This is a genomic window from Acinetobacter sp. TTH0-4 (assembly GCF_015602665.1).
GTDB lineage: Bacteria > Pseudomonadota > Gammaproteobacteria > Pseudomonadales > Moraxellaceae > Acinetobacter > Acinetobacter albensis.
In genome coordinates this window covers 2,357,206-2,375,779 of the sequence record NZ_CP059079.1, presented here as the reverse complement: position 1 = coordinate 2,375,779, position 18,574 = coordinate 2,357,206, and the positions used below count along the sequence as shown (strand labels likewise).

The 18,574-nt window shown below is 39.3% G+C and carries 13 protein-coding genes and 1 pseudogene; 12 read left to right on the top strand and 2 right to left on the bottom strand.

The features are described from left to right. Nucleotides 1-192: 192 nt before the first annotated feature. From H0S58_RS11085 to H0S58_RS11060, 6 genes are all read left to right on the top strand, one after another. Nucleotides 193-2,649 carry a hypothetical protein gene (locus tag H0S58_RS11085; protein WP_195726541.1) on the top strand — a complete coding sequence of 819 codons (2,457 nt, stop codon included), beginning with the start codon at nucleotides 193-195 and terminating at the stop codon, nucleotides 2,647-2,649. 458 nt (nucleotides 2,650-3,107) lie between these two features. Then, the gene (locus H0S58_RS11080) at nucleotides 3,108-3,977 is read left to right on the top strand and encodes an inovirus-type Gp2 protein (protein WP_195726540.1); all 870 of its coding nucleotides are present in this window, start codon (nucleotides 3,108-3,110) and stop codon (nucleotides 3,975-3,977) included. Between the two features lie 104 nt (nucleotides 3,978-4,081). Further along, a complete protein-coding gene (locus tag H0S58_RS11075; protein WP_195727607.1) occupies nucleotides 4,082-4,360 on the top strand; it encodes a hypothetical protein in 279 nt (92 codons plus the stop codon). 22 nt (nucleotides 4,361-4,382) lie between these two features. Further along, the gene (locus tag H0S58_RS11070) at nucleotides 4,383-5,414 is read left to right on the top strand and encodes a DUF932 domain-containing protein (protein ID WP_195726539.1); all 1,032 of its coding nucleotides are present in this window, start codon (nucleotides 4,383-4,385) and stop codon (nucleotides 5,412-5,414) included. Nucleotides 5,415-5,589: 175 nt separating this feature from the next. Next, the gene (locus H0S58_RS11065; protein WP_195726538.1) at nucleotides 5,590-6,648 is read left to right on the top strand and encodes a YqaJ viral recombinase family protein; all 1,059 of its coding nucleotides are present in this window, start codon (nucleotides 5,590-5,592) and stop codon (nucleotides 6,646-6,648) included. A 195-nt stretch (nucleotides 6,649-6,843) separates the two neighbouring features. Next, nucleotides 6,844-7,746 carry a hydrolase or metal-binding protein gene (locus H0S58_RS11060; protein WP_195726537.1) on the top strand — a complete coding sequence of 301 codons (903 nt, stop codon included), beginning with the start codon at nucleotides 6,844-6,846 and terminating at the stop codon, nucleotides 7,744-7,746. A 98-nt stretch (nucleotides 7,747-7,844) separates the two neighbouring features. On the opposite strand, the gene H0S58_RS11055 is transcribed toward H0S58_RS11060, so the two are convergent. Together H0S58_RS11055 and H0S58_RS11050 are read right to left on the bottom strand one after the other, a co-directional pair. Continuing rightward, nucleotides 7,845-8,441 (bottom strand): putative adenosine monophosphate-protein transferase Fic, encoded by a 597-nt coding sequence (locus H0S58_RS11055; protein WP_195726536.1) that lies wholly within the window; start codon nucleotides 8,439-8,441, stop codon nucleotides 7,845-7,847. A gap of 12 nt (nucleotides 8,442-8,453) precedes the next feature. Continuing rightward, a complete protein-coding gene (locus H0S58_RS11050) occupies nucleotides 8,454-8,621 on the bottom strand; it encodes a YhfG family protein (RefSeq protein WP_195726535.1) in 168 nt (55 codons plus the stop codon). Nucleotides 8,622-9,085: 464 nt separating this feature from the next. Between H0S58_RS11050 and H0S58_RS11045 the strand changes: the two are divergent. From H0S58_RS11045 to H0S58_RS11025, 6 genes and pseudogenes are all read left to right on the top strand, one after another. Next, nucleotides 9,086-10,624: pseudogene (locus H0S58_RS11045) on the top strand (type I restriction-modification system subunit M); the annotation flags it as partial. A 9-nt stretch (nucleotides 10,625-10,633) separates the two neighbouring features. Further along, nucleotides 10,634-11,251, top strand: coding sequence for a restriction endonuclease subunit S (locus tag H0S58_RS13820; protein WP_320157541.1), 618 nt, complete (start codon nucleotides 10,634-10,636; stop codon nucleotides 11,249-11,251). A gap of 1 nt (nucleotide 11,252) precedes the next feature. Further along, nucleotides 11,253-12,509, top strand: a complete 1,257-nt coding sequence (locus H0S58_RS11040) for an AAA family ATPase (protein WP_195726533.1) — start codon at nucleotides 11,253-11,255, stop codon at nucleotides 12,507-12,509. Continuing rightward, nucleotides 12,506-15,604: an HsdR family type I site-specific deoxyribonuclease gene (locus tag H0S58_RS11035; protein ID WP_195726532.1), complete on the top strand. Its 3,099-nt coding sequence runs from the start codon at nucleotides 12,506-12,508 to the stop codon at nucleotides 15,602-15,604. Before H0S58_RS11040 ends, H0S58_RS11035 begins: the two co-directional genes overlap by 4 nt. Before the next feature lie 407 nt (nucleotides 15,605-16,011). Next, complete coding sequence (locus H0S58_RS11030; protein WP_092718150.1) at nucleotides 16,012-17,601, top strand: peptide chain release factor 3; 1,590 nt, start codon at nucleotides 16,012-16,014, stop codon at nucleotides 17,599-17,601. A 104-nt stretch (nucleotides 17,602-17,705) separates the two neighbouring features. Continuing rightward, nucleotides 17,706-18,521 (top strand): hypothetical protein, encoded by an 816-nt coding sequence (locus H0S58_RS11025; RefSeq protein WP_195726531.1) that lies wholly within the window; start codon nucleotides 17,706-17,708, stop codon nucleotides 18,519-18,521. Nucleotides 18,522-18,574 lie beyond the last annotated feature (53 nt).

Sequence of the window (18,574 nt, the reverse complement as noted above, 5' to 3'; positions counted from 1 at the left end):
AAAACTTAAGTATATATAATGTCTTAATAGTTTTCAAAAAGGGGGTTAAGTTTTACAATATAGGGTCTAAAAGTATGTAAATAGGGTATAACAGTTTTTATTTTTTCTGGATAGGAGATGGAAAGCTTGAAACATAAAGGTTAGAAGTGTTAATTTTGAATTATTAGCTAAAAATATTAGAACATTTCAATCATGAATGAATCAAACCTTCAAATTTTTAGGGAGCTCCCCGAAATTGGGCAATTAGAAAAACTGAGTGATAAAGAAATTTTTGGATTTTTGAAACGTTACTATACGGATAGCTATCGGCATTCAATTACTCAAAATAGGAAAATTCATAAAGGCATATTTCGGGAAACTATCGAAACTTTAGAAAGGCTGTATGAGCGTTTGGAGCTAGTTGAAGAATTTATTGGTTATCACAAAGTAGATTGGGATGATGCTTGCGCTTCAAAAAATGAGGCGAAAAAAAAGCAAATAGTTGAGTTTTATAATGGTCTAGTAGTTGATGTTGCACTTATGAAACTAGCAACTACATATTATAGATTGCCAGAAAAAATTCATGCTTTTATTGATTTTCTAGATAAAGAGATATCGTGTATCTTTAGAAGTGATATTCAATCTGACAGATGGAAAGTTGAAGACTTTCCTTATGAGGAAGTATTTGAGACGATTGATCAATATAAGCAGTATTTAGGCAAGCAAAAGAACTACAAATTTAATTTTGATAAGAATGAAGCTGAGAAGATTGCTCGTGAAATTTTGGATGTGCTACAAGACACTAAGAAAATTAGACAAGCGCTTGTGGTAGTAAAATTTCAGGTACTGGATTTTTCTGATGAAGAGATTGAAAAATTAATTCATACAGGGCAAGTAGATCACATATTAGCTGAAACTCCGATTGGAAGAAAAATACGATTGCTAGTAGAGGAGTTGAATACCCTTGAACTAGGAAGAACTCATTTACCTTGGTTATCTATCCTTACAAAAGGTGAAATAGAACTGAATGGTGAAGTTCGATTAATGCTTGGATTTATTCTAGACAGTTCAACATACAAAATAGATACCAATCAAATCAAGGATTCATTACATCGTGAGTTAGATATATTTTTTCATGGTAGTAAGATTGCTAATTTTACTCGATCGGAAATTATTGCGATTGATCAAATTTTTGATCACTTAGGTGTAAAAGAAATAAAAGAATTCAAACTCCCTAATCGCAAAAAATTAGCTCTCATGTTGAAGTGGTTTGTAGGATTGTTTTATGGAATGGGAAAGATTATTAGTCCTGATAATCACACTGCCGAAAGTCAATTAGTTGATACGCCTATACGTCTAATTACAAGAAAAGCTGATGGTCGTTTAAAAGATCGAAATGATAAGAGAAAGTCAAAAAGACAAGAAAAGGATGATCTAGAGAAAAAGCCATATGATTTTAATTCAATCTGGGATGATGCCAGTCTAGTTAAACGTGCTCCAGAATATGCGAAGTCTATACACAAATTTTACGAGATGCTGAAATATTTTGATGAGTTAGATGCACAGCAAATAAAACTATTGCAAAGGGTCAATTTGTTCCTGGCTTATTTGGAGCATACATATATTGACAGTTTCGCGATCACTCTATCGGTTAGTCAAGATCCTTCTAAATGGCCTATGCTGGTCAGGATGTATTTAGCCTTATTAGATAATGGGATAGATACTGATTTTTATTTGGCAGCTAATTGGACTGTCTATGATACTTTTTTGCTTCCTGTAAATTTAAAAAGATCATTGTTAAAGCACGAATTACACGATAAAAACCCCGCAGAGTTAACAAATCAAATAGTACGAGAATTAGAGGTAATCAAGCGGCGCAATATCTCAATTCCCCGAAGCAGATTAGCTTATATGGAAATGCTGGTGCAAAAAAACACGAGATCAGCACAGTGTTATTTAAAGACAAGTTTTAAAGAGAACACGATTTTATTACGCTTTAAAATTGATAATAGCCAGAGTCGATTAGATATCAATACCTTGAAGACAATTGTTACTCAATTTTTTAAGAAAGCGAAACGTGCACCAAAGAGTATAGGGGCATATTTAGACGCTTATATCGGATATTTTGTTTTTAAAGATGGCAGCTATTCTATTGACTGTACAGCTATTTGTTACCTTCGTTCGGACGTTGTTCCTGATGAGGTAAAATTAAAATTTAAGGATTATTGGGGTGAATTTACTAAGAGGTATAATGCCAGACAACTGATTGATAGAAATTTGCCGGACTTGAAAATAATCCCTACATTATGGTTTAAAGAAAGTGAATCAGACTATTTTATTGTGAATAAAGAAGATAAACGGCTTATTCCTCAGCTGAAAACTGATCTAGTGAACTTCTATACTACATATGAATATTTCAATGAATATAAAAATACAAGCCGTCGCAATCAAAAAAGACCAGAGCTAATTTTGAGGGGTAGAATTAAAGAAGCTACACCTAAAAAAACGGATGAAAAGAATACTCCACAAGATAAAGCGAGTTCGCATGAAAATGAAAAAGGCGTAAATGCAGTCAGTGAAAATGCATCTCAAGAGGGGGTGAATAAGCCAGCTGATTTTTATGAGAGTAGGGGAGAAAGACTAGCACGGTTACTACTACCTCTAGAGTAAGTTAGTCTGATAAATTGATGATATCAAGGCTGGCTTTTAGACAAAAAAGTTATCGCTGCATAGTCTGATGAGAAAACTTGTATACGGACTAGGAAGATATCCACGAAAGGCTATTCAAGTAAATTCCTGCGTTTGTCTTCCTAAATACTTACCGCATAACTTTTTTTTATCCAAAGATATCGGTAGTGACTTAATAATTAAGAGATTCCGCAAATTTGATCATTGAAGCCTGCTCAATTAGGTGATTATCACAAGGGAAATCTAAAAGCTATAGCTCAATGTTTGCAGGTTGACTAATATTATTAAATATATCCATATAACCTAATTAGATATATCTATATAGAGACTAATCACTAGAGTATTCATAGAGTTGTATACCTAACTAGATTCAACCTAAAAATTATATTCATACAGTTTAACCCTCTCATATGGAGCTATTTCCAGAGTGAGTATTGAACATGAGTAAATCAATTAATGAATCTAAATTAACCATCCAACTTGAAGTAGTCACTGAGTTATGGATTAGAGCTAATCGTAGACCACATGATTTCTATTTAGAATTTGCTGAGCTTCTGAAGAAATTCGATCAAGTGTACATACGGTCTTACGACTATTTCGGATATATCAATGCATGGTGTAATTGGTTGGAAGAGAATGATATTCATGGTCTAAGGTTAGATGAACTTATTGAAGAACTTAAAAGAAAATCATTTGTTGAGTATCAGCGATATTTTAAGAGTTATCAATCTGAACATCGAGCAGCTTTAAGACGTCATCGTGAAAATGAGACACGGAATATTCGATCGCTAGAAAGAAAAGCTAGGAGCGCTGTAGAGCGATATGCGAGGACAGAGGTTGTTCGCATTGATTTGGGTTACATTAAAAAGTATCAACACTTGATCAACATTGCTGATTTTTATGAGGATATGAAAGAGCTAAGAGCGCAGATGAGCAAGCGGGAAAAGCCATTCAACGCCCTGATAGATTTTGGTTGGGCATTAGAGCAAGGAGTAGATAAGGGCTATCACTGTCATCTGGTACTATTTTTTAATGGGCATTTTAAGCAGGAGGGATGGGGTATTGCTCATCAAGTTGGAAAGGCATGGCAGAAAATCACAGGCAAGTTAGGATACTTTTTTAACTGTCATGATCCTGAGCAGATCCAAGAGTACACGAAATTAGGTATTTTAGGTATTGGTCGAATTCACAGAAATAATTCTACTGAAGTGGAAAAAATGATTAATGCTGTGCGCTATTTAGTACGACCTGAAAAAGACGCGCAACATCTGCGTGTGAAATGCAAAGCCAAGATGCGTACATTTCAATGAGTTGAAAATAATCTCAGATATACATTATCTAGATGAAAACGAGTTTTTTAACTTTGCAAGGCTTGCCCATCGGTGAGCCTTTGTCATTTCTAGAGGTATATATTATGAGTTTAAATTGTCCTTATTGTTTTTCGGATCAGGTTATTCAAGTGGTCAATCAGCAGGTGAATGGTTCTGATTCTACAGGTCTAGCAGCATCAGCTTCGTTTGCCACTATCGGTGCATCCATTTCAAAGAGTTTGCCATTGCCTGTATCCCCATTCATTGGTGGTATCGCTGGTGCAGTCATTGGTGGCCTATTTAGTAGTGTGTTTGATGAGCCTAAAAAGCCGATCACCCTGACCTACTATCACTGCAATCACTGTCAGCAGAATTTTCGTTGAATCATCATAGGAGATAAGAACGATGGCACATCAAATCGAACAGATCGCCTATGTTGGCGAAACCCCTTGGCATGGTCTAGGCAATCAGCTGAGTCCGAATCAACCACTGGAAGTCTGGGCACAGCAAGCTGGGATGGACTGGCGGATCGAATCCTCGAATGTCAGTTATATGGCACAGAATGAACGTGGTCAGAGCATCATCATGCCTTTTGAAGAGCAGCGAGTGTTATACCGTTCAGATACACATGCACCTTTATCTGTGGTCAGTCAGCGTTATCAGGAAGTTCAGCCTAAAGAGATTCTGGAGTTCTACCGGGATCTGACTGAGCAATCAGGTTTTGAGCTAGAAACCGCAGGGGTTTTGAAAGGTGGGAAGAAGTTCTGGGCTTTGGCACGTACAGGTCAAAGTTCCGCTTTAAAGTCTAAGGATGTCAGTAATGGTTATATCCTGCTGGCTACTGCGTGTGATGGCACTTTGGCAACGACAGCACAGTTCACCAGTATCCGAGTGGTCTGTAACAACACGTTAGCCATTGCTCTACGCGGACAAAGCAGTAGTGCAGGTGTAGTGAAGGTTCCACATAGCACCAAGTTTGATGCAGAGAAAGTGAAGCAGCAATTAGGTATTTCAGTGCGTGCATGGGATGAGCACATGTATGAGATGAAACAGCTCACACAGCGTAAGGTGAGTCAGCAGGAAGCCAAAGCCTACTTTGATGCCGTGTTCAATAACAGCACCATGTCAATTTCCGATCCTGAAGAAAACATTATTCAGTTCTATCGTAATGTCGCGCAGCAAGCTCAGGAGAAAAAGCCTGAACCGAATGGTCGTGCCATGAATAAAGCTTTAGAGATGTTTAATGGGCAAGGACGTGGTGCTGACCTGTCATCAGCTAAAGATACGGCTTATGGCTTACTTTGTTCCATCACAGAATTTGTGGATCATGAACGACGTGCCATGAGTACAGATTACCGTCTTGATTCAGCTTGGTTCGGTGCAGGTGCTGGTGTAAAACAACGAGGATTGGAGCAAGCGCTTGCTTTGATCGCCTGAAGTTAACTGACTCACTCATGTCGAAATCAAGTCACCCCAAACAAATGCTCATCAGAGCACTCATGTAACCCCTCTCAATTAAAACAGCAAACAAATCGCCATACCCGACCTCGTGTCGGGTATGGCTTTTTTATGCATTTCTTTTACAGAGATCAGAATTTATAAGGATAATTCCATGAATCAAATTGTATCTATTTCCCATCAGCCTACGATGGTAGGATCAAAGATTGTAGTTAATCCAACCATTACCACCAAACGCTCAACAGCAGCCAAGCGATTGGTCAATACCAAAGGGATGGAATATCAGGACTGGCTCGAAGTTCGTAAACAAGGTATCGGTAGCAGTGATGCCGCAACGGCATGTGGCTTAAACCCCTACATGTCGATGCTGGAACTCTGGCTGATTAAAACCGGACGGCAGGCTCAAACCATAGAAGATGAAAGCTCAGGTGTAGCACCGTTGTATTGGGGTAAGCAGCTGGAACCTTTGGTGGCAGAGTTCTATAGCATGCATACTCATAGCAAGGTGCGACGGATCAATGCGGTACTTCAGCATCCTGATCCCGATAAACATTTTATGTTAGCCAATCTGGATTACTCTGTTGTAGGAAGCGACGAAGTTCAGATTCTTGAATGCAAAACAGCAGGTGAGCATGGAGCAAAATTGTGGCGTGATGGTGTGCCTTTATATGTGCTTTGTCAGGTACAACATCAACTGGCGGTGACTGGTAAACAGGCAGCGCATGTTTGTGTCTTGATCTGTGGGCATGAAACCAAGATCTTCAAAGTGACACGATCAGAATCGGTGATTGAACATATTGTTCAAGCAGAACGATATTTCTGGGAATGCGTGGAAAAGGATACACCACCATCAGTCGATGCCAGTGAATCCGCAGCTAAAGCGATTCAACAACTTTATCCAGCGCATGTACCTTTAACCGTAGAGGATCTCTCGCAAAATGAAAATGCCAATTTGATGTTCGATAAACTCATCAATATAAAGGAAGAGATTCAGCATCAGCAGGAACGCTTTGACCAACTTAAACATGAAATTCAGATGATGATGCAAGACAAGGAAAGGGCTGTCTTTGCACATGGCTCAGTGGTCTGGAAGAAAGCGAAGGATTCTATCAGTCTAAATACCAAGGCATTGCTTCAGCACCAGCCTGAACTCATCGAGCTTTATCCACTTCAAAAGCAGGGCAGTCGTCGATTCAACATCTATACCGACTAAGCCCGATCCACAGCACTAAATCAAAAATTCACAAAAATCGCTCCCCGCTCTCTACCCTTCGGTAGAGAGCAAATCGGTCGCGATTTCTGTAGCACTTTATCTGGCTCTACATTCTTTGGGTAACTTATTTGGTCCTTGTTCTGACCTACATACATAGCCCCAAATTCGTAACGTAATACATTAAGGAATATCAACATGATTAAAGGTTTAGCAATTACCCCTCCAATCCTGGGACGGATCAGTATCGGTCGGATGATCGAAAAGAATGGCAAGCGTCTACCAGAAAAGGATGACCAGTTCACCATTACTTCCCAGATTCAAAGCAAAGAGGGATGGGTGAAACATCCACTGGATGATCAGCTTCGAGCGAATACTCCCAATCAAAAGCTACGTTCAATCCCGGTCAGAATGATCTTTAATGATCCTGACTTAAACCTACGTGCTGAATACACTTTGTTTGATCGCCAGACTGGACGACCTGTCTGTGTCGGTAATGGAGAAACCTGCCAGCGATTAACCAATCAGGGCGTGGAGCAACATCCATGTCCATCCCCTGATTTATGTCCATTGGCTCAAGGAGGAAACTGCAAGCCCTACGGGCGTCTGCATGTGAATTTGGATGAATCGGATGAATTTGGAACTTTTATCTTTAGAACCACGGGTTTTAACAGTATTCGGACTTTGGCTGCACGGCTCAGTTATTACCATGCGGCCTCAAACGGTTTGTTGTCTTGCCTCCCATTGCAATTGATATTGCGGGGTAAGAGTACGACACAGAGTTATCGTCAACCAGTGTATTACGTGGATCTGACTTTAAGAGATGGGATTGGTCTGAATGATGCCATTATTCAGGCAAAGCAAATTGATGAGCAGTGCAAACAGGCAGGGTTCTATCAGGAAGCTTTGGACTTTACGGCAAGGAAGGGTTTTGCGAATGGAAGGATGGACGTGGATATGGAGGAAGGCTTGGATATGTTGGAGGAATACTATCACCCTGAACAAGAACAGAACCGGGCGGTGGAGCAACAAGCTTCGCCTGATGGATTTGTGCAGGATATCCAGCAGGGTTTGCAGCAGAGTGTTAGAGCAGTGAATTGAGCAGAGTAGAATCATTTGGTTAGCTTGGTAAGTCAATTAATTGATTGCGAACAAGTTGGCAAGTCACTAATTGAAGGGAGCTTTGGCTCCCTTATTTTTTAGTCTGGTAGGGTAAGACACGATTCAAATATTTGAATTAATAGCTGCAAATTACCATAAAAGCCTTCAATATTTGCTTGTACCCATTGTTCTTTAGAGTTGATTTTCGACCAATCAATGCCATAGCCACAGTAAGCAATTAGGTGTTCAAAGAAAATACGTTGGGTACGTCCATTACCCTCACGAAACGGATGGATGACATTGAGTTCACAATACAAATCAGCAAGTTTAGGTATAAATTCTTCTAGTTCTAGGCTTTGAAAATAATTCTGTTGCTGAAGTGGATTAAGTAATTTATTTGTTTCAATTCCAATACGGGAAAATGTACAAAATCGAGTATCACCTTTAGAGATATCAATTTGCCGAAGTTGTCCTGCCCATTCGTACAAGTCACCAAAAAGCTGTGCATGAATAGATTGTAAGTAGTGCAAATCGTAAGGCGGTTCCGCATATTCAATTAAGCTACTCGATAAGCCTGATAGTTCAAGTTCTGCTTGTTCTAAAATCTGCTCATCACGGATATTCAGCTTGTTTTTTAGAATATTGGTCCCTGAATAGCAATATAGGCTATCCCCTAGTTCCCCATACTTATCCATAGCAGTACTCAGTTAGCTTTCTGGTTGTGAATACTTTTTATATTTTTGCAAAATTTGCGCTTTGCTTAGCTGGGTTAGATTACCTGATGTGGTAATCCCTTCGAGCTTGAGACTGGCTTGGTAGTTTTGCAAGCGGGTTGCCTGAATATGTTTTTTTTTCTGTTCGGTAGATTTAAGCATTTTGAGACTCCATCAATCTAACAACTAAAATAGACCTCTTGCGAAAGTATCGTTTACCTAATTTTTGAACTGGCTAAAACCTTATTAAATGTAGCTTTAGGCTGTTTAAATTTTGACTAACGCAAGAAGTCTAATTAGTATAGCAGAGAATACAGCCATACATCAGCACGACAAATCATGTCTTTTTCATTATGGATTTAGCTGAAAAAACTTGATTTTTTGGTAAACTCATTCTGTTTATATATTTTAGACTTTACAACAATTGCCTAGCTGTAGCACTTGAAGAGAATGAATAAAGCATACTGAACTTCAAGTCTGTGGGCTTAATTGAAAATGTGATCAATCACTGATCCCCCTGTACGTCGTTTTTGGTAGGGGAATTGATAAGGGGTTGAGTTTAAGTTGTATAGTTGAAAAACATGTGAAGTACACTTTCTTAACAAGTATTTTTTCAGGATGTATCCATGACCAGCACCCAACAACGCGCAGCATTGCAACGCCAAATCTGGCAAATCGCCAACGATGTACGAGGTGCAGTTGATGGCTGGGATTTCAAGCAATATGTCTTGGGTACGCTATTCTATCGTTTCATCAGTGAGAACTTCGCTAGTTACATCGAAGGCGGAGATGACAGCATCAACTATGCGGAGCTCCCTGATAATGTCATCACCCCAGACATCAGAGACGACGCCATTAAAACCAAGGGTTACTTTATCTATCCAAGCCAGTTGTTCGTGAATATTGCCGAAAATGCTAATAACAACGAAAGTTTGAATACTGATCTAGCTACCATCTTTGGGGCAATTGAAGCGTCTGCTAATGGCTATCCATCAGAGCGGGATATCAAAGGTCTGTTTGCTGATTTTGATACTACCAGCAACCGATTGGGTAATACTGTTAAAGATAAGAACATCCGTTTGGCGGCTGTACTCAAGGGCGTAGCAGGTCTAGATTTTGGTGACTTTAATGCCAGCCATATCGATTTGTTTGGTGATGCTTACGAGTTTCTGATCTCCAATTACGCTGCGAATGCCGGAAAATCCGGTGGCGAATTTTTCACTCCGCAGCATGTGTCCAAGTTGATTGCCCAGCTTGCCATGCACAAACAAACCAGTGTCAATAAAATTTATGACCCTGCTTGTGGTTCGGGTTCTTTGCTATTGCAAGCCAAAAAACACTTTGATGCACATATTATCGAAGATGGTTTTTTTGGGCAGGAGCTCAATCACACCACTTACAACTTGGCACGTATGAATATGTTTTTACACAATATTAACTACGACAAGTTCAATATCCAACTCGGCGATACGCTAAGAGAGCCTCACTTTAGCGATGACAAACCCTTTGATGCGATTGTTTCCAACCCACCTTACTCCGTTAAATGGATAGGCAGCGATGATCCAACCCTAATTAATGATGATCGCTTTGCCCCAGCGGGTGTACTCGCGCCTAAATCAAAAGCCGATTTTGCGTTTGTACTGCATGCCCTGAGTTACTTATCCAGTAAAGGTCGCGCAGCCATTGTTTGCTTTCCTGGTATTTTTTACAGAGGTGGTGCTGAGCAGAAAATCCGTCAGTATCTGGTGGATAACAACTATGTTGAAACCATTATTTCATTAGCACCGAACTTGTTCTACGGCACACCTATTGCCGTAAATATTTTGGTACTTTCTAAACGTAAAGTTGACAATACAACTCAGTTTATTGATGCGAGCAGTTTATTTAAAAAAGAAACAAATAATAATATTTTGACTGAAAAACATATTGAACAGATAATACAGATGTTTGATAGTAAAGCTGATGTAGACCACTTTGCCAAGTCTGTGGCTTGTGAGGTGATTCAAGCAAATGACTACAACTTGTCTGTGAGTAACTATGTTGAAGCCAAAGATACTCGTGTAGTCGTACCCATTACTCAAATCAATGCCGAGCTTAAAACCACTGTGGCTAAAATTGACCTGCTTCGTAGAGAGATTGATGCGATTGTGGCGAAGATTGAAGGGGGGGAGGGCATGAGTTTTATGGAAAAGCTCCTCGATGATGTACAGGTGGAGTGGAAAGTATTGGGGGATGTAGCTAAGTACGAACAACCAACAAAATATCTCGTCAAGACAACCAATTATAGAGAAGATTTTGAAACTCCAGTTTTGACTGCAGGCAAAACTTTCATTCTAGGTTATACAGATGAAATTGAAGGGATATATAAAGCATCAGAAAACCCTGTAATTATTTTTGATGATTTCACCACAGCAAATAAATGGGTCGATTTTGATTTCAAAGCAAAATCATCAGCGATGAAAATGATCTCATCGGTGGATGAGTCTAAAGTCTCTTTAAAATATATTTATTACTGGCTAAATACATTACCAAATGAGTTGGCTGATGGTGATCATAAACGTCAATGGATCGGTAATTATGCTAAAAAAGAAATTCCGATCCCTTATCCTGAAAATCCTAAAAAGTCTCTTGAAATTCAAACGGAAATTGTCCGAATTTTGGATACATTTAGCATGATGACAGCCGAGTTGACAGCCGAGTTGACAGCCGAATTTAACCTAAGGAAAAAACAATATGAGTCTTATCGTGATGTGTTATTGAGTTTACCTAAGCCTGAAGAGATAAAGGCTTGAAATGAAACTAGAGGAAATAGCGCTGCAACTGAGTACACCTAAGGTGGTTCAGAGAGTGGTCTCTGAAAAAACAAAGGTAATACAAGAAACTAAACCTGTTCCAAAGGTACAATTGATCTATGCCTTCAATGGTACGGGAAAAACGCAGCTTTCTCGAAAATTCAAAGAGTTGCTCCTACCTAAAATTGAAGATGAAGATGCTCAGTACTCTGGGTTAGCTAATAAGAAAATTCTTTATTACAGCGCATTTACTGAAGATTTGTTCTATTGGGATAATGATTTAGCATTTGATGCTGATCCAAAATTATTGATCCACCCTAATTCATTCACTCAATGGGTACTAGAAGAGCAAGGTCAAGACCAAAACATCATTACAAATTTTCAGCGTTATACCAATGATAAGCTCACACCTAGATTCAATGAAGAATACAAATTCAAAGATAAGAATGATCAAGAAGTCATAATCAAAGCATTTACGCAAGTGACTTTTTCGCTAGAGAGTGGAGATGATGGGCATCCTGGAAATTTGAAAATTTCAAAAGGTGAGGAAAGTAACTTTATCTGGAGTGTTTTTTATACGTTACTTGAACAGGCAATTTTCACGCTAAATGATATTCATCCTGATTATCCAGAACAAACTCCATTTGACAACCTTGAGTATGTATTTATTGATGATCCTGTTAGCTCTCTAGATGAAAATCATCTGATCCAATTAGCGGTGGATTTAGCGCAACTAATTAAATTAAATAAATCTAGAGTCAACTTCATTATTACAACTCATAACCCACTATTTTTCAATGTACTTTGTAATGAATTTGGTAGTGATGATAAAACTGAGCGCTATAGCTGGAAATCAAAATGGTTTAGCAAGTTTCGATTAGAAAGCAAGGGGTATGACAGTTTTCATCTAGTAGAGCAACCAAACGACTCTCCATTTGCATATCATTTGCACTTAATCTCGCAGCTTGAGGAGATCGTAAAAAATGGACAAGTTGAAAAATATCACTTTAATTTACTGAGAAATATTCTAGAAAAGACAGCAACATTTCTTGGGTATAAAAGATGGGAACATCTTTTGCCTGAAACGGGTGATGGCTTACCTAATCTGTATGCAAAACGAATTGTGAATTTCTCAAGCCATTCAAAACACGCAGCTGAAGAAGTGGCCCCATTGAAGCCTGAAGAAAAGAAAGTTCTGGAAGAGATGATCAAACATATTGTCGAGCACTATCGATTTAGGCAGGAAAAAACCACATGATTGAATACAGTCCTATTGCTGAATCAAATAACTTTATTATTTTAGATAAATACAACAAAGATTCGCAGGTAGCAGATAGTTATCAAAGCGAAAGCGATTTAGAGCGTGAACTCATTCAAGATTTAGTAAATCAAGGTTATGAATATCTGCCCACTTTAAATAACCCTCAGTCTATGCTGGCGAATGTTCGTGAGCAGTTGCAAGTACTGAACAAGATGCAGTTTTCCGATGGAGAGTGGTTACGCTTTGTGGAGACTTGGCTGGATAGACCGAGCGACAGTATTATTGATAAAACCCGCAAGATTCATGATGATTATATCCACGATTTTGTATTTGACGATGGGCATATCCAAAACATTTACCTTTTAGATAAAAAGAACATTGCCCGCAATAAAGTGCAGGTCATCAAGCAGTTTGAGCAAACAGGTAGCCATGCCAACCGCTACGATGTCACAATTTTGGTGAATGGCTTGCCTTTGGTGCAGGTGGAGCTTAAAAAACGTGGTGTAGCCATTCGTGAAGCTTTTAATCAGGTGCATCGCTATAGCAAAGAAAGTTTTAATAGCGAAAATTCCCTGTATAAATTTTTACAGTTATTTGTGATATCCAACGGCACAAACACCCGTTATTTTGCCAATACCACCCAGCGCAACAAAAACAGTTTTGACTTCACTATGAATTGGGCGAAGGCAGATAACAGCCTCATCAAAGATCTGAAAGACTTTACTGCCACCTTCTTCCAAAAGAACACCTTGCTCAACGTGTTGATACATTATTCGGTATTTGATGTCAGTGACACGCTGCTAGTGATGCGTCCATACCAGATTGCCGCCATCGAGCGCATTTTGTGGAAAATCAACAGCGCCTATCAGGCCAAAAATTGGAGCAATACTGAAAGTGGCGGGTTTATTTGGCATACCACAGGTTCAGGTAAGACCCTGACCAGTTTTAAAGCGGCACGTTTGGCCACCGAGCTGGATTTCATTGACAAGGTGTTTTTTGTGGTAGATCGTAAAGACCTCGATTATCAGACCATGAAAGAGTACCAGCGCTTTTCACCAGATAGTGTTAATGGTTCAGATAGCACCGCAGGCTTAAAACGTAATTTGGATAAAGATGACAATAAAATTATTGTTACCACCATCCAGAAGCTTAACAACCTAATGAAAAGTGAAAGCGACCTGCCTATTTATAACAAGCAGGTGGTGTTTATTTTTGATGAATGTCACCGCAGCCAGTTTGGTGAAGCTCAGAAAAACCTGAAGAAGAAGTTTAAAAAGTACTATCAGTTTGGCTTTACGGGTACGCCTATTTTTCCACAAAACGCCCTTAGTGCTGAAACTACAGCCAGCGTATTTGGCCGTGAGTTGCATTCTTATGTCATCACGGATGCGATTCGTGATGAGAAAGTCCTGAAATTTAAAGTGGACTACAATGATGTACGTCCACAGTTTAAAATCATCGAAACCGAACAGGATGAGAAAAAACTCAGTGCAGCGGAAAACAAACAAGCCTTATTGCATCCCGACCGCATCCGTGAAATTAGCCAGTACATCCTGAATAATTTCCGCCAGAAAACTCACCGCTTACAAGCGGGTAGCAAGGGCTTTAATGCCATGTTTGCCGTTAGTAGTGTAGAAGCTGCCAAGCTGTATTATGAGTCACTCAACAACCTGCAAAAAAACAGTGATAAACCTTTAAAGATTGCCACTATTTTTTCCTTTGCAGCCAATGAGGAGCAAGATGCTGTAGGCGATATTCAGGATGAAAGTTTTGATATCACAGCCATGAACAGCAGCGCAAAAGAGTTTTTAAATGCGGCAATTGCTGACTACAACACGTTGTTTAAAACCAATTTTAGTGTTGATAGTAAGGGTTTTCAAAATTATTACCGTGATCTTGCCAAGCAAGTCAAAGCCAAAGAAATCGATTTGCTGATCGTGGTAGGGATGTTCCTGACCGGATTCGATGCCCCTACGCTGAATACTTTATTTGTAGATAAAAATCTGCGCTATCACGGTTTAATGCAGGCCTATTCGCGTACCAATCGTATTTATGATGCCACCAAAACATTCGGCAATATTGTTACTTTCCGTGATTTAGAGCAAGCGACTGTCGATGCGATTACCTTATTTGGTGATAAAAATACCAAGAATGTGGTACTGGAAAAAAGCTACAAGGAGTATATGGAAGGCTTCACCGATGTAGTGACTGGTGATGCACGGCGCGGTTTTGTGGACGTTGTGAAAGAATTAGAACAGCGCTTTCCTAACCCCGATAAAATTTTTAAAGAATCAGATAAAAAAGCCTTTACGAAATTATTTGGCGAATACTTGCGTGTAGAAAATGTGTTGCAAAACTACGATGAATACACCAGCCTAAAAGCCTTGCAAAGTGTGGATATGCATGACCTTGCAGCAGTCGAAGCATTCAAGACCCAACATTACTTAAGCGATGAAGATCTGTCAGCTCTGCAAATCATTCAGATGCCCGCTGAACGGAAGATCCAAGATTATCGTTCCACCTATAATGATATTCGTGACTGGTTACGTCGGGAAAAATCGGCTGAGCAAAAAGAAAAATCGACGATTGATTGGGATGATGTAGTCTTTGAAGTAGATCTGCTTAAATCACAAGAGATCAACTTGGACTATATTCTGGAATTGATCTTTGATAACAATAAAAAGGTCAAAAACAAGGCTTCACTGATCGAAGATGTACGCCGGGTGATTCGTGCGAGTCTCGGCAATCGTGCCAAAGAAAGCCTATTGGTTGATTTTATCAACCAAACTGATCTTGACCAGATTGATGATAAAGCTAGTGTAATTGATGCCTTCTTTACCTTTGCTCAAGCAGAACAACAGCGTGAAGTACAAGAGCTGATTGGCGCAGAGAATCTGAATGAGGATGCGGCGAGACGTTATATTGCGACCTCGTTGAAACGGGAATTTGCTAGTGACAATGGTACTGAGCTGAATGCTATTCTGCCTAAAATGAGCCCTTTAAACCCGCAATACCTGACAAAGAAGCAGAGTGTTTTTCAAAAAATCGCTGCTTTTATTGAAAAGTTTAAAGGGGTGGGGGGGAAAATTTAGTATGAAATACTAACTGCCCTTCTAGCATTAACTTATAAATTGTAATACACCGAATTTAATCTGACAGTTGCCGATATTTGATTGTAAGTGTCAGATTAAGTTTGAGCTAATACTAATATAGGCATTATTTTTGAAAGTGATTTTTGTCTCGATTAGTTTAAGTACATGTATATTTACTCAGCCCTCACATCATTTTATTTGCCAATCATCCGTGAGCCGTTGTTAAGTAAATATCCGATATAAATATTTTGCGTGAGGCGAGTGTTGATGGTATTGGTGAGTTATGCACTCGAATATAATAATTAGAAATCTGCTACAATTACGCCAATTTTGAATTCCCACTTTTTCAGTTTTAGTACATATTTAGAAATGTGTACATAACTGTGTACATATTGTAGATTTTTCTCATGTTTAAAGATCAATTAGCTAGAGAAGTAAAGGCTCGTAGAACCTTTGCCATTATTTCCCACCCCGATGCTGGTAAAACGACCATGACAGAAAAACTGTTATTGTGGGGGAAGGCTATTCAAGTTGCAGGGATGGTGAAAAGTCGTAAATCAGACCGTGCTGCTACCTCTGACTGGATGGAGATGGAAAAAGAGCGCGGGATTTCTATTACCACTTCGGTGATGCAGTTCCCGTTTAAAAAGCATGTCATTAATTTACTCGATACTCCCGGACATGAAGACTTTTCGGAAGACACTTATCGTACTTTAACAGCCGTTGATTCTGCCTTAATGGTGATTGATGGTGCAAAAGGGGTAGAAGACCGAACCATTAAATTAATGGAGGTCTGTCGTATGCGTGACACGCCGATCATTTCTTTTGTCAATAAAATGGATCGGGAAATACGTGAGCCATTAGAATTACTGGATGAAATTGAAAACGTCTTGAAAATTCGTTGTGTACCATTGACTTGGCCAATGGGAACAGGACGTGATTTCGCTGGCGTATATAACCTGATCGAAGAAAAATTTTACGTTTATAAAGCAGGTTTTGGTTCAACCATTACTGAAATTGAAAAGCGTGATGGATATGACTATCCAGACTTACGTGAGAAAGTCGGTGATTTAGCCTTTGCCGCTTTTGAAGAATCATTGGAATTGGTGCAAATGGCCAATGATCCGATTGATCGTGAATTATTCTTGCAAGGCAAGCAAACCCCCGTTTTATTCGGCACTGCTTTGGGTAACTTTGCAGTGGATCATGTGCTTGATACTTTTATTCAATGGGCACCCGAACCGAAAGCACATCCTACCCATGAGCGTGTAGTTGAAGCAACGGAAGAAGGCTTTACTGGATTTGTGTTTAAAATTCAGGCCAATATGGATCCAAAACATCGTGACCGTATTGCATTCATGCGAATCTGTTCAGGAAAATATGAGAAAGGTTTGAAAATGAATCATGTACGTCTGGGTAAAGATGTTCGGATTAGTGATGCCTTAACCTTTTTGGCAGGAGAGCGAGAGCAGCTTGAACAAGCATGGCCGGGCGATATTATCGGTTTGCATAATCACGGCACCATTCAAATTGGCGACACATTTACCGCGGGTGAGAATCTGCACTTTACAGGTATTCCTCACTTTGCACCTGAAATGTTCCGTCGTGTTCGTTTAAAAGATCCGTTAAAATCTAAGCAATTACAAAAAGGTTTGAAGGAACTTTCAGAAGAAGGCGCAACTCAAGTCTTTATGCCACAAATGAGTAATGATTTGATCGTGGGTGCGGTTGGTGTACTTCAATTTGATGTCGTGGCCTATCGCTTAAAAGAAGAATATAAGGTTGACTGTGTGTACGAGCCTGTGAATATCAATACAGTGCGTTGGGTCTCATGTGATGATGAGAAAAAATTCAATGAGTTTAAGAAAAAAGCTCATGATCAGTTGTCACTTGATGGTGGTGGTCATTTAACTTATTTGGCCCCTAGTCGTGTCAACTTGCAGTTAATGCAAGAGCGCTATCCCGATATCCAGTTCCGTGCGACACGTGAACACTAAAATCACGAACGATAAACAGCTTCTTTAGGAAGCTGTTTTATTATTGATAATGTTTAAATTTACCACTTTGATATTCATCAGTTCCTTTAAAAAGAGTGATTCGCATGAACAGGAAAATAATGAGTGCATTATTGATGGCCATTGGTCTGATACTCAGTGCCTGTGATGCATCAAAACAACAAGATGCTGCTTCTAAATCTGCAGAAAAAAAACTTAAAACAGAGCAAGCAGATGTGCTGCCCTACCTGAATATTCAAGAACAAGCAGCAAAAATTGCCCTTCCTTTTTGCGAAACTAAAAACTGTATTGACGTTAAAATTCAAACTGTACAAACCACAGATGATTGGTTAAATGACTGGATTTCAAAACGTCAAGCGGTGGTTATTCAAGATCAGATCTCTATGAAACAAGACATGGGCTTGCAGCAAGCTATCAATGCTTATGTCAAAAAATCGGATATTTGGCAAGCCGAATTTTCGAAAAATAAAGCCTATGAATTGTCGATGTATACCCGAATTGCTTATCAGCGAAATCAATATTTACTGATGCAATTGGGCGTGGACACCAATCAAGAAGGTATTAAGGTTAAGGAGCGTTACTATTTTTTTGTGGCCGATCGTAAAAAGCAGCAAAGTGTTTCCTTGTTGAGTTTAATTGAAGCCAAACAGCAAACAAATATGGATCAAATTGTTCAGCAGGCCTATCAAAAATGGTTAAAACAGCAATCAGTCGAGGTGAAAAAAAATGCACCTCAAAAGCTCTATTGGGGCCAATCCGATTGGTTCTTTGACCAAGAAGGAGTTGGTTTACATTATCGCACTCACGAAATTGTTAAAGATGGCCCACAATTAGATATTTATTTAACCCAAGCACAAACGCAACAGGTATTGAAAAGTGATGTTTATCAGCATATGTTCTAGTGAATGGCTGTAATGATTCAGCATTGAGTCGCAGTCAATTTACCAGAGTAACG

What these genes read in the sequence shown, in the direction of transcription:
- H0S58_RS11085 (WP_195726541.1), top strand. Translation starts at nt 193, where the DNA reads ATGAATGAATCAAACCTTCAAATTTTTAGGGAGCTCCCCGAAATTGGG.
- H0S58_RS11080 (WP_195726540.1), top strand. Translation starts at nt 3,108, where the DNA reads ATGAGTAAATCAATTAATGAATCTAAATTAACCATCCAACTTGAAGTA.
- H0S58_RS11075 (WP_195727607.1), top strand. Translation starts at nt 4,082, where the DNA reads ATGAGTTTAAATTGTCCTTATTGTTTTTCGGATCAGGTTATTCAAGTG.
- H0S58_RS11070 (WP_195726539.1), top strand. Translation starts at nt 4,383, where the DNA reads ATGGCACATCAAATCGAACAGATCGCCTATGTTGGCGAAACCCCTTGG.
- H0S58_RS11065 (WP_195726538.1), top strand. Translation starts at nt 5,590, where the DNA reads ATGAATCAAATTGTATCTATTTCCCATCAGCCTACGATGGTAGGATCA.
- H0S58_RS11060 (WP_195726537.1), top strand. Translation starts at nt 6,844, where the DNA reads ATGATTAAAGGTTTAGCAATTACCCCTCCAATCCTGGGACGGATCAGT.
- H0S58_RS11055 (WP_195726536.1), bottom strand. Translation starts at nt 8,441, where the DNA reads ATGGATAAGTATGGGGAACTAGGGGATAGCCTATATTGCTATTCAGGG.
- H0S58_RS11050 (WP_195726535.1), bottom strand. Translation starts at nt 8,621, where the DNA reads ATGCTTAAATCTACCGAACAGAAAAAAAAACATATTCAGGCAACCCGC.
- H0S58_RS13820 (WP_320157541.1), top strand. Translation starts at nt 10,634, where the DNA reads ATGAGTTTTATGGAAAAGCTCCTCGATGATGTACAGGTGGAGTGGAAA.
- H0S58_RS11040 (WP_195726533.1), top strand. Translation starts at nt 11,253, where the DNA reads ATGAAACTAGAGGAAATAGCGCTGCAACTGAGTACACCTAAGGTGGTT.
- H0S58_RS11035 (WP_195726532.1), top strand. Translation starts at nt 12,506, where the DNA reads ATGATTGAATACAGTCCTATTGCTGAATCAAATAACTTTATTATTTTA.
- H0S58_RS11030 (WP_092718150.1), top strand. Translation starts at nt 16,012, where the DNA reads ATGTTTAAAGATCAATTAGCTAGAGAAGTAAAGGCTCGTAGAACCTTT.
- H0S58_RS11025 (WP_195726531.1), top strand. Translation starts at nt 17,706, where the DNA reads ATGAACAGGAAAATAATGAGTGCATTATTGATGGCCATTGGTCTGATA.